The organism is Exiguobacterium sp. s140 (genome assembly GCF_018617035.1).
GTDB lineage: Bacteria > Bacillota > Bacilli > Exiguobacteriales > Exiguobacteriaceae > Exiguobacterium > Exiguobacterium profundum.
The window spans coordinates 179,702-191,919 of record NZ_JACSJK010000002.1; the positions used below are offsets into that span (position 1 = coordinate 179,702).

Annotated in this window: 11 protein-coding genes; 8 read left to right on the plus strand and 3 right to left on the minus strand. The window is 47.6% G+C overall.

Translation table 11 applies throughout. The annotated features are described in order from the left end of the window. The first annotated feature begins 13 nt into the window (after window positions 1-13). Entirely contained in the window at window positions 14-547 is a 534-nt protein-coding gene (locus KNO61_RS09025; protein WP_251030052.1) for a TVP38/TMEM64 family protein, read from the plus strand. Here the strand turns inward: KNO61_RS09025 and cls are convergent. Together cls and KNO61_RS09035 are read right to left on the minus strand one after the other, a co-directional pair. Continuing rightward, window positions 523-2,052 (minus strand): cardiolipin synthase, encoded by a 1,530-nt coding sequence (cls, locus tag KNO61_RS09030; protein WP_353047470.1) that lies wholly within the window; start codon window positions 2,050-2,052, stop codon window positions 523-525. The two genes, KNO61_RS09025 and cls, sit on opposite strands and share 25 nt — an antisense overlap. Window positions 2,053-2,322: 270 nt before the next feature. Next, a complete protein-coding gene (locus tag KNO61_RS09035) occupies window positions 2,323-3,261 on the minus strand; it encodes an EAL domain-containing protein (protein WP_214810841.1) in 939 nt (312 codons plus the stop codon). A gap of 201 nt (window positions 3,262-3,462) precedes the next feature. Between KNO61_RS09035 and speE the strand changes: the two genes are divergently transcribed. The 4 genes from speE (at window position 3,463) to KNO61_RS09055 (ending at window position 6,719) form a co-directional block, all read left to right on the plus strand. Next, on the plus strand, window positions 3,463-4,302 hold the full coding sequence (gene speE / locus KNO61_RS09040) for a polyamine aminopropyltransferase (protein ID WP_012727429.1): 840 nt from the start codon (window positions 3,463-3,465) through the stop codon (window positions 4,300-4,302). After that, window positions 4,299-5,180 (plus strand): agmatinase, encoded by an 882-nt coding sequence (gene speB / locus KNO61_RS09045; RefSeq protein ID WP_214810843.1) that lies wholly within the window; start codon window positions 4,299-4,301, stop codon window positions 5,178-5,180. Before speE ends, speB begins: the two co-directional genes overlap by 4 nt. Beyond that, a complete protein-coding gene (locus KNO61_RS09050) occupies window positions 5,181-5,540 on the plus strand; it encodes a Na-translocating system protein MpsC family protein (RefSeq protein WP_214687592.1) in 360 nt (119 codons plus the stop codon). It begins immediately after the preceding gene. Window positions 5,541-5,762: 222 nt separating this feature from the next. After that, window positions 5,763-6,719, plus strand: coding sequence for a sodium-dependent bicarbonate transport family permease (locus KNO61_RS09055; protein WP_214687590.1), 957 nt, complete (start codon window positions 5,763-5,765; stop codon window positions 6,717-6,719). A gap of 56 nt (window positions 6,720-6,775) precedes the next feature. Here the strand turns inward: KNO61_RS09055 and KNO61_RS09060 are convergent, their stop codons facing one another. Further along, window positions 6,776-7,528, minus strand: a complete 753-nt coding sequence (locus tag KNO61_RS09060; protein ID WP_214810846.1) for a homing endonuclease associated repeat-containing protein — start codon at window positions 7,526-7,528, stop codon at window positions 6,776-6,778. A 396-nt stretch (window positions 7,529-7,924) separates the two neighbouring features. Between KNO61_RS09060 and KNO61_RS09065 the strand changes: the two genes are divergently transcribed. Genes KNO61_RS09065 through KNO61_RS09075 form a run of 3 tightly spaced genes read left to right on the plus strand, consistent with a single transcriptional unit; the run spans window position 7,925 to window position 12,203 of the window. Then, window positions 7,925-9,835 carry a polysaccharide biosynthesis protein gene (locus KNO61_RS09065; protein WP_214810848.1) on the plus strand — a complete coding sequence of 637 codons (1,911 nt, stop codon included), beginning with the start codon at window positions 7,925-7,927 and terminating at the stop codon, window positions 9,833-9,835. Further along, a complete protein-coding gene (locus KNO61_RS09070) occupies window positions 9,832-10,860 on the plus strand; it encodes an NAD-dependent epimerase (RefSeq protein ID WP_214810850.1) in 1,029 nt (342 codons plus the stop codon). Before KNO61_RS09065 ends, KNO61_RS09070 begins: the two co-directional genes overlap by 4 nt. Continuing rightward, window positions 10,860-12,203, plus strand: a complete 1,344-nt coding sequence (locus KNO61_RS09075) for a phenylacetate--CoA ligase family protein (RefSeq protein WP_214685415.1) — start codon at window positions 10,860-10,862, stop codon at window positions 12,201-12,203. Before KNO61_RS09070 ends, KNO61_RS09075 begins: the two co-directional genes overlap by 1 nt. Window positions 12,204-12,218 lie beyond the last annotated feature (15 nt).

Sequence of the window (12,218 nt, forward strand, 5' to 3'; positions counted from 1 at the left end):
AAGAGTGATGGTTATGGAATGGGAACTGCTCCCGCTCCCTTTATTTTTGATGATCAGTATTTTACTGAATAGTGTGATTGCGGTCGCCGGTGTCATCCCAAGTGCTTTTCTAACAGCCATCAATGTGAGTGTCCTCGGTCTCGTGCCGGGTATCCTCGTATCGATTGTCGGGGAGGCAGTTGGCGCCGTCGTGAGTTTCATCCTTTATCGAAAAGCCCTACACCGTTATGTTTCCCCAAATGGTAGCCCATTTCAACGGCTTCGGAAGTCCGAAGGAACCGAGGCTTGGTTTCTCGTCCTCGGGATGCGTCTTATGCCATTCGTTCCTTCTGGTCTCGTCACGTTATCGGCGGCGTTCAGTCGCATGACGCTCGCCTCGTTCGCTGTAGCAAGTACGATTGGAAAGATTCCTGCCTTGATTATGGAAGGACTGGCGGTGACGGCAGCGATGCAGTTAACGATTGGATGGCAGCTGTTTTTAGTTGGTGTCGTCGCCATTACGTATCTTTTGTGGCGAATGCGTCAAAGAAGTGGCGAGAAAATGTGACAAAACGCTTCGACGAAACGTTTGCCGGTCGTCTTTTTCCGCAGCATGGTCCAATCGATTAAAATGGATTCATCAAAGTCCTTTAGAAATGCCTCGTGCAGTTCTTGAATGGATGTAGTATCGAATTGGGCAATCATCATCTCGTGGTTGAGAAACATACTACGAAAGTCGAAGTTGGCTGATCCGACGAGGGCAACGTTACCATCAATCAGGAGCGTTTTCGCATGGATGAAATGGCGGTTGTATTTATAAATTTTGATATTGCGCTTCAACAGTTGTTCAAAATAATACTCGGTCGCATGAAAGCTGAACCATTCGTCTCCTTTGCCCGGTACGACGATTCGGACATCGATGCCGCTACGACCTGCGACTTCAAGAATGGCCAATAGTTCAGGTGGGGGGACAAGGTATGGGGTGGTGAGCCAAATCGATTCTTTGGCATCCATCAACAGACGCATGAGTCCATCGCGAATCGTGACGTCTTTACCAGGCGATGTGACGAGTAGTTGTGTCGCACCGTTTTGCCCTTTCGGTTCATTCACAAAGTACTGACAGAGGTGCTCTTCATCTGCGAACAAATCCCATGTTTCATCACTCGTCCCTTGTCCTGCGTATAGCCAGTTCTCGACAAAGAGCTGTTGCAATTCTCGGACGAGCGGACCTTCAAGACGGAGATGGGTGTCACGCCAAAAACCGAGTTTATCATTCTTCCCAAGATATTCATCCCCGACATTCAACCCGCCTGTTAGCGCGATTCGCCCATCCACGACAATCAGTTTTTGATGATTGCGGAAGTTGGCGTTAAACACCAGGTACGGATGCAAAACGGGGTCGAACGCCTGAACGTGGACACGGGACTCCCGTAACGGTTGGATAAACTCTTCCCCGATTTCTTGGCTACCGAGTCCGTCATACAGAAAGCGGACAATGACATTTTCATTCGATTTTTGAATGAGGGCGTCTCTAACTTTTAACGAAATGTCATCCGTCCGAAAGAGGTAGTATTGGATGTGGATATGATTGGTTGCACTGTTGATGGCGTCTAACAATGCATCAAATTTCTGTTCACCGTTGACGAGTAGTTTAGTCGAAGTATGACCATCGGCACCGGATGCGCCTAATTTTTCGAGTGTCCGTGTCAACGGGTAAGACGACACAATATCAGGTGAAGTTTCAATTTTCTCGCTTTCGATTGCTTGCCGTAGCATCCGGATCTCTGAGGACGTTCGTTTGAAGCGTCGATGCCGGCGTGGCGTACGGCCAAACATGACCCATGCCAAGACACCGATGAATGGAATGAAGAAGACGGTTAGTAACCAGGCGAGCTTTCCTTGAGGTTGTACTTGGTCAAATAGAATCTGCCATCCGACGATGAGCGGTGCGACGATGGCAATCCCGATTAGTACGGGTATGAGGACATCGAGCCAAAACAAAAGACCGATAAGCAAGATGACACTGATGACCATGATGATCAGTTGAATCACGCGACGTTTCAAAGGAAACACGACCTTTCTATAGTTCGATGAACAATGAAAACGAGGGGAATCCCCCCTCGTTTTTTAGTACACGCTGTTCAAAACAGCATTGATTTCGTCGGGATAACGAACGAAGAAGTACATATTCGCGTACAACCGTTCCTCCTTTCGAGAGAGTCCATAACTATTCATCTCTTACCCTTTTTTTCATATCTAAAATCAAGGTGTTGTTGGCGCATGAATGAAAGAAAAGCACCGGATGTCGACGAAGTCGATTCCTGTGCTTTTGAACGTGATGACTTATGTGATTTCAATCTTGTATTGATTGGCAGGAGCCGGTTTTCCGAAGAAATATCCTTGCGCTAAATCGAATCCGAGCTCACGACAGACATCTGCTTCTTCCATACGTTCTATCCCTTCAGCAAGAAGGGTGATGCCCATCGAATGGGTTAACGCACGCACTTGTTTGAGGAAAGCGCGTTTTTCAGCGTCTTCATCACAAAACGAGATATAGGAACGGTCAATTTTGACATAGTCCGGTTCAAGTCGCTTCAACATATCGATTGTCGAGAAGCCTGCCCCGACATCGTCTAATGCAACTTTCATCCCCCGCTTTTTATATGTCGAAAATACGTGTTGGAGATGATCGACGTCATGTACCTTCTCCGTCTCCACGACTTCAAAGATAAAGCGGTCTGGGCTGAGGTCATATCGGTCAATGATGTCAAACGTGTGCTGGAGACAATAGTCCGGGTTATAAATGGTCGAAGGTAAGAAGTTGATGAACGTCTTTTGCTGAGGGGCGACGGCTTCAAACGTTGCTTTGATTGCTTCCGCGCGGGCACGTTGATCGAGTTTCGAATGGAGACCGAAACGGTTTGCCGTCCGGAATAGGTCACCAGGTGAAATGTTGGCGCTACTGCGGAGGAGCGCTTCATATCCGAACGTTTCCGTTGAATCGAGGAAGATGATCGGTTGGAGGTGACTCTCGAACGTGCCGTGCTGAATCTGTTCAATGATGTGCCGATGCGCAAGCTGATCTTTTAGTGCTTCGACCTCGAGCGGAGGCGTCTGACTTTTCGAGTTATAATCGACACAGTAAACCGTTCCTTCCGCATGCAGAAGGAGCGTATCGAGTTCTTCAAACGTTTTGTAAGAGTATTCCTTGAATTTCGTGACGAGTGTTCCTTGAGCAATCAAAGGAATGGTTGTGTTACAAGCAGCACAGGGTGACCACATACTATTCCACCTTTCGATTCAGAATTGGTTCAATCAGTATATCGGCAACGTATCACAAAAAACTCACATTCAAGACCGATCCCGCAAAAAAATCGTGCAAAATGGGTACAGGTTTTGTATACTTCCTATCGTATGATTAAGAAGCGCCTCAAAACGCCACTCGCATACGAACAACTTTTTGAACAGAAAGGGGTTCTATCGATGGACCAAAAATTAAAATTATGGTTTACGGAGCACCAAACAGAAGATTACGGGATTACGTTCCGTGTAAACCACGTTTATGAGAGCGAACAAACGGAGTTTCAACGACTAGAGATGGTCGAAACGGACGAGTTCGGAACGATGTTGTTACTTGACGGGATGGTCATGACGACGGATAAGGACGAATTCGTCTATCACGAGATGGTCGCACACGTCCCACTCTTTACACACCCGAATCCGAAGCATGTGCTCGTAGTCGGTGGGGGAGACGGCGGTGTCATCCGTGAAATTATGAAACACCCATCAGTAGAAAAAGCGGTTCTCGTAGATATCGACGGGAAAGTTATTGAATATTCGAAGAAATACTTACCAAATATTGCGGGTGAGCTCGACAACCCGCGTGTTGAAGTCATCGTCGGTGACGGATTCATGCATATCGCGAAGTCAGAAAACGAATACGATGTCATCATGGTCGACTCGACTGAACCGGTCGGACCAGCAGCCAACCTCTTCACAAAAGGGTTCTATGCAGGGATTTCAAAAGCGCTCAAAGAGGATGGCATCTTTGTGGCTCAAACGGATAACCCATGGTTCACACCAGAACTCATCCAAACGGTTCAACGTGACGTGAAGGAAATCTTCCCAATCACGAAGTTGTACACAGCAAACGTACCGACGTACCCGAGTGGCATGTGGACGTTCACGATCGGTTCGAAGAAATACGACCCGGAACAAGTATCAGCTGAGCGGTTCCATGACATCGAAACGAAGTACTATACGCCGAAGCTTCACAATGCAGCGTTCGTTCTTCCGAAATTCGTGGAGGACTTAACAAAATGATTAAGCGTTTCGATGAAGCCTACTCAGGTAAAGTGTTTATCGCCAGCCTCCCAGAGGTGACAGAGGCGAAGACGGTTCTTTACGGGATGCCGATGGACTGGACAGTCAGCTTCCGTCCAGGCTCGCGTTTCGGTCCGAACCGGATTCGTGAAGTATCGATTGGACTCGAGGAATATAGCCCGTATTTAGACGGTGACTTGGCTGATGCCGCGGTGTACGATGCAGGAGATATCCCGCTTCCATTCGGGAACGCACCGAAGTCGCTCGATATGATCGAGGCGTTCGTCAAAGATGTCGTCAAAGCAGGTAAGTTCCCACTCGGCATGGGCGGTGAGCACCTTGTCACATGGCCGATCATCAAAGCGATGCACGACGTTTACGGCAACGACTTTGTCATCCTCCACTTGGATGCGCATACGGACCTTCGAGATGAGTATGAAGGCGAGCCGCTCTCACACTCGACTCCGCTCAAAAAAGCGGCAAACTTGATTGGACCATCGAACTGCTATTCGTTCGGAATCCGTTCAGGGATGAAAGAAGAGTTTGAGTGGGCTCGTGAAGTCGGCTACAACATGCATCAATTTGAAGTGATCGAACCACTCAAACGCGTCTTAGCGACACTCGCTGGCAAAAAAGTATACGTCACGATCGACATCGACGTCCTCGACCCGTCAGCGGCACCAGGGACAGGGACGCAAGAAATCGGTGGCATCTCAACGAAAGAATTGCTCGAAGCGGTACATGCGATTGCAAACGCAGACCTCGACATCATCGGTGCAGACCTTGTCGAAGTGTCACCGGCATACGATCAGTCAGATATGACTGCCATCGCAGCAGCTAAGATTCTTCGTGAGATGATGATTGGATTCGTGAAGTAAATGCGGAAAAAGGGTCAGCTGGAAATGGAAATGAGCGCTCGGATTACCCAATGGGAGAAAGAATATTTGGGTCGCGGGTCATTGACGTGTAAGGCAGACCTGCTTCGAGATCTCGCCATCGTCACACTCCAAGGCGTGTTGACGCCGGCCGAGTATGACTTGGCTACTAAGTCGTCAGGTCGCGAGCAATTGAAGAAATATCGCAACAATCTCGTCGAATCAGGACGGAGTCAACTCGAAACGATTGTCGGGCAAGTACTTGGTCGTTCGATTGTCTCGCTCCATACGGACATCAGTACGAAAACAGGGGAGCGTCTCATCGTGTTCCGACTAGATGCCCCTTGGGATCAAACCGATTGACAACGAAACGTTACCTTCTTAAAATGAAAGGTAGAGACGTATATAGGAGCGACTGGACGAGTCATGATGAAGCGTGCTTTCGAAATCTTATGACGGAGCTACTGACCAATTCAATAAACCGACAGTTGTCGGCCTGATGGAGCGATCATTCGAGCCGTCGGCATACAGCGCACGCCTTCTTTAGGTGTGCGCTTTTTTGTCGCTAAGCAAGGAGGAAGATGTATGGAATTGTTTTTATTTTTATTGACGAGCGCCCCGGTACTACTGTTCGTGACGGGCGTCATCGCCGCAGTCGGAAAATCAAACTTAAAGATCCCGGATTCGCTGAGTACGACGCTCAACATTTACTTACTGCTTGCCATTGGACTAAAGGGAGGCATGGGACTCGCCTCGGTATCTTTTGAAGACATCGCATTACCGCTGACCGTGACGCTGTTGATTGGAATTTTGCTACCGCTTCTCGCATTTTATGTCGGAGGAATGTTCAAATTCTCATTCCCTGAGCGAATTGCCATGGCTGCGACGTTCGGCTCGGTGTCACTCGTCACCTATGTAGCAGCATCGACACAGCTCGAGCGTCTCGGGATTGCGTACGAGCCGTTCATGACAACACTAGTCGTCGTCCTTGAAATTCCCGGCCTGATTGTGGCGTTACTGCTGTATAATCAGACACACGTGATGGGAATCACGGCTACGTCAGGGAAGGCGAACTCTCTATCGGTGTTGCGGGAGAGTTTGTTCTCGAAAAGTATTCTCTTGATGTTTGCAGGTCTGATTGTTGGACTGGTGACACCAGACGCCACACCGCTCAAACCATTTTTCGTCGACTTGTTCCCGGGCGTTTTACTCTTATTCTTACTAGGTCTAGGAATGAAAGTCGGACAGCAGTTGAAAACGGTCCCGTCATATGGACTAAAATTTATGATGATGGGGATGGTGTTTCCGTTAGTCGGAGCACTTGTCGGCTTTTTTGCAGCGGGGATTGCCAATTTATCTGACGGCGGAACGATCCTCTTGATGACACTCGCAGCGAGTGGGTCGTATATCGCCGCTCCCGCCATGTTACAAGCCTCGGTCCCAGAAGCGAAACCATCATTTTATTTGACCCTTTCGCTAGCTGTCACGTTCCCGTTCAACCTGTTAGTTGGAATCCCGCTATACATTGCAATCGTCACATGAAAAAAGCGTCGACTCGAAAAGAGTCGGCGCTTTTTGTATGAGTTCATCTGTATGAGCTACTGTTTTACTTTTTGCTCCTCCATACATTTTAACGCGGCCGTCCAGCTTCCGAACAAAACATTGATCGTCGATGTGCTCGGGACGTTTCGACCTTCGGCCCATTTCCGGTAGTGTAGGATACTAAAGTGCGGGAGCTCCGTTTTGGCTAACTGCAAGGCATCAATGACATCTTCCTCATCCCATTTACGTTTCGGTGGAGCGATATCCAAGACAAAAAGCGCATAGCTCCATGAACCGTATTTACGAGCGATTGTCGCTACCGTCGGATAGCCTTTTTCTTGTGCCCATACGGCGTAATGTTGGGACGTGAGGCGCTCTAGCTTTTCAGAGGCTTCAATCAAGGCTTGAATGATCCGTTCTTCATTGTTCCGTACCGTCGTCGTTTGAAGCTTGGCTTCGCGTAACGCATTCGACCACGAACCGAACCGGCTGCTGATCAGCGTCAAAGAAGGGGCTTGAGAGATTTTTGCCCAGGCACGATACGTTTGGCTCGTGAAGAGTTCAAGTTCTTCTGATGCCTCAATCAGTGCCGTCAAAATGTCTTCATCTGAATAATAGCGATACAACATCTTAATCTCCGCCGCTTGAACGGCTTCCCGCCAAGAACCAAATTTGTAAATCACGGTCGATAGGGAAGGAACGTCTTTGTTTCGGGCCCATAGTGTGTACTGTTTTGTGTCAAATTCTTCAAGTTCATTCGCTGCTTGTCTTAGGCATGAGAGGATCTGTTGCTCTGTCCATCGTTTCATCGTGATGTCTCTCCTTTTCAGAAGCAAGTCGTGGCTTCAAAGGTCATGGTGTGGTTAAACAATGGTGGTCCTGAAGGAAAGCTCGAATATGTGTCCGGTGACGAGATATGAAAAGGGAGGAACCTGAATCGATTGACTACTTTGGGAGAATGCGACATTCGCAAAATCTCAAAGTGAAAATAATCCAAATGTCCTACCTTCTACTTCCCATAATACCCATATAAATTAAAAATATTCACAAAAGAAAGTAAGAACTCATTACACATTTGTTAAACCGTTTCATGACGAAATGTCATTCGTATCAAAAAGCTATTCTTTTCTTTTGGATTGTGAATCTTGAACGGGTACTTATCTAGCATCAACTCGAAGCTGATTGGGATGGAAGGTGGTGAAAGGATGAGTACTCCAACTGTTCGGTCTCCCATTGATCGAAAAAATGCGCTCTTGATGTTACTCGATATCACGATTGCAGGGCTCGCGATTTTTGTGACGTTTGACCTATTCTTTGTGAATGATCCGACGGTAACGTCTGACCCGCTAGATTTGATCACGATTCTCGGATTGAAGACGCTCGTTCTTCTCATTTTAGGATGGGTGACTCGGGTATACCGAATCGACTGGCGATATGGATCGATGCGTGAGCTGCAACTACTGGCGATTGTGTTGGTCATGAGTGACACGTTCGTCTTATTCGCATCATACGTATTATTGGATGGCTTTTCCTATCAAGCAATTTTTATTCAAAGCTTACTCGCATTTAACGGAATGTTATTTATCCGACTCGTTGCTAGGACACGATCGTTTTTCCGATTTCACGCACCGGTGTCGAATGGAAAAGCTACCTTGGTTATCGGTGGTGGGGAATCGGGTCAAAAAATCATTAAAGAACTGAAAGAGCATCGAACGAATGTGCTGCATGTGGTCGGGGTGTTGGATGATAATCCATTGCTTCACCGTCTCTACATTCACGGGACACCGGTCATCGGTTCAATCGATTTATTAGAACGCAAAATTGAAGAGCTGAATATCGAAGTGGTCGTGTTGGCCATTCCTTCTCTTCCATACGGAAATCGAGTACAACTGTTGAAACGAATTGAGAAGACAGGCGTCGAATCCCATGCACTGCCAATGCTTGCGGAACTCGCATCCGGAAAAGTCTCATTAAATGAGATTCGAGAAGTGGCCATCGAAGATTTGCTCGGCCGTGAACCGGTTCAGCTCGATGTTTCGGAGATTTCTCAAACGTTGAGTGGATTAACCATTTTAATCTCCGGTGCAGGAGGCTCGATTGGTTCAGAGCTTTGCCGTCAATTGATGAAATTCAATCCTGGCAAACTCATCCTGTTTGGACATGGCGAGAATAGCATATATGCAATCGATCGCGAACTCCGCTTACTCGGGTCTGATACAGAGATTTGTCCCGTCATCGGTGACGTTCAAGACCGGGCGCGGGTGATGGAAGTGTTTGATCAGTATCGACCGGACGTTGTCTATCATGCGGCAGCTCACAAGCACGTTCCGCTCATGGAAGACAATCCGAGAGAGGCAGTGAAAAACAATATTTACGGAACGAAGAATATGGTCGAAGCCGCCGATTTCTTTGAAGTGAAGCGGTTCGTCATGATCTCTACGGATAAGGCGGTCAATCCGACGAACGTGATGGGTGCCACGAAACGAGTAGCAGAAATGATTGTCCAACAGCAGGCGCGACATAGCGAAACGACATTCTCGGTCGTTCGTTTCGGCAACGTCTTAGGAAGTCGTGGCTCCGTCGTTCCGCTCTTTAAAGAACAAATTCAGCGGGGCGGACCGATTACGGTGACGCATCCAGAGATGACCCGATACTTTATGACCATCCCTGAAGCGAGTCGCCTCGTCATTCAAGCGAGCGTACGCGCAAACGGCGGCGAAGTGTTCGTACTAGATATGGGAAATCCCGTCAAAATCGTGGACTTGGCGAAACGGATGATTACCTTGAGCGGCTTCACCCTCGAGCAAATCCCGATTCAGTTCAGTGGCATTCGTCCTGGTGAAAAATTGTTCGAAGAACTGCTCGCAACGAGCGAACATACGAATCAAGTATATGAAAAGATTTTCGTCGGTTGTACAAGACCCTTTAAATCGGTCGATCCGATTTTGAAAACGATTGAATATCTACTCGATCAATCGAACGGCCTCACGTCTTTCTTGTTGTTTGTCGCAAATAACGAACTGCCAGAAGAAGTGATGGAAAGTATTTTTGCGCCACAAATCGAACCGGTAAGGATGCGAGTCAACGAGTCAACGCAAAGGAGGAAGTCGTTATGAAAAAAACAGTTCTCGTGACCGGAGTGGCCGGGTTCATCGGTTTTCATCTGGCTCGACGGTTGCTAAAAGAAGGACATCATGTCATCGGGATCGATGTGGTCAATGACTATTACGACCCGAAATTAAAAGAATCAAGACTTCATGTGTTGACGCATCCTCGTTTCAAACTCTATCGTGATGCCCTAGAAAATAAGATGGCGATCACGCGTGTCTTTGAAAAAAACCAACCTCAAATCGTGGTCAATTTGGCGGCTCAGGCCGGTGTACGCTACAGCTTAGAAAATCCGGATGCCTATATTCAATCCAACATCGTTGGTTTCCTGAACATCTTGGAAGCTTGTCGTTTCTATCCAGTAGAACAGTTGATTTATGCCTCATCGAGCTCGGTTTACGGTTCGAATCAGGCGATGCCATTTTCCGAACAACACCCGGTCGATCATCCGCTATCCTTGTATGCGGCTTCGAAGAAAGCGAATGAGTTGATGGCTCATACGTACAGCCATTTGTTTGGTCTAAAAACGACGGGGTTGCGATTCTTTAGCGTCTATGGGCCATGGGGGCGTCCCGATATGGCACTTTACAAATTTACGGAGGCGATTTTAAAAGGCGAACCAATCGATGTATACAACTATGGTGAGATGGAACGAGATTTCACATACATCGACGACATCATCGAGTCGATTGTCCGACTTATGGATATCGCACCGTTGGCAGATGAGGAGTTTGACTATGAACATCCTCTACCTGACCGAAGTGACGTTCCGTTTCGTGTCTATAACATTGGAAATCAGCAACCGGTATCTTTGATGGACTTTATTCGGACGATCGAAGAGCGAGTCGGGAAAAAGGCCATCCTCCGCTTGTTACCACTTCAGGCGGGAGATGTACCCGCGAGTTTTGCCGATTCCTCCTCTTTATATGAATCGATTGACTTTCAACCACAGACGTCGATTCGCGATGGCGTAAACGCGTTTATCGACTGGTACATCGCCTATCATCAAGTGTTGAAGGAGGGCATCGAGTAATGGGGATTTTACAGGATCGGATTTATGCACACTCACCGATTCGCCTCCAAAATTGGCTGGTTTCCTTATATGGAATCAAGTTATATCGGGAGCGATACGGTCAGTATTATGAGCAGGAATTGGAGCGACTGAGACGTGCTCCAAATGAAGCGTCACCTGATGCAAAACTCAATCATTTGAATCAATTCCTGCAGTTTTGTAATCAACACAACGTGTACTATCAACGACTCTTCAAAAAACACGGGGTTACCTTACCCATAAAGAGCTTAGAAGACTTTAAGCGGATTCCCCCTTTGGAGAAAGAGACGCTTCGAACGGATGAGACCATCTTTTCTAACCTTCATGCCCCGATCATCGGCATGACGGGCGGGACGACGGGTAAATCGATTCAGGTTCGTTTCACCGAATACGATTATCAAATGCGAATGGCGCATCTCGATTTTTTTAAAGAACAACATGGTTTTCGCCGTGGGATGAAGCGAGCTAGTTTTACAGGACGGATGATTTGTCCAGGTAATCAAAAAAATGCGGTGTATTGGCGGTACAATGCCCCGATGAAGCAAATGCTCTACTCGGTCGTGCATTCGAATCCGACGACGATTCCACACTACATCGATTCGTTGAACGAATTTCAACCGGCCGCACTCGACGGTTCACCTTCCGATATGATTGAAATCGCAAAATATTTGAAAACCCATCAAAAGACGTTATCGTTCCGACCGGTGGCTTTATTTCCGACCTCGGAGACGCTCACACCATCCGGACGCTTGTTGTTAGAAGAGATGTTCCAAGCGCCGGTTTACGATCAATATGCTTCTTCGGAAGGGGCTCCTATCGTTACGGAGTGTGAGTGCGGGAAGATGCACTTACGCCCTGAGATGGGAATCATCGAGACGGATGCGTTTGGAGAGGCGCTCGTCACCAGTTTCACGACGCACGGAACACCGCTGATTCGCTACCGCATCGGCGATCGGATGACCCTCAGTGAAGCGATGTGTCCATGTGGACGACAGGACACCATTATCGAGTCAATCGATGGTCGTCAAATGAACTATGTTGAGACGCCGGAAGGCTATAAGGTGTTTGAAGGAGATTTGACCGCAGCGGTTGGCGTGCTGCCGAACTCCATTATTCAAATCCAAGTGTTGCAACACAAAATAGACGAAATTGAGATGCTGTACGTGAAGGATGAGGCACGATTTGAGCCTGAACATGAAGTCGCGCTCCAAAAAGAAGTCGAGCGACTGTTTACTTCACGGATGAAAGTTCTTCTACGAGATGTGAAAAGCATCAAGAAAGAAAAGAACGGAAAAGTCCGAGTCGTGAAACGACTCTACACTTAGCGAGAGGAGACTACA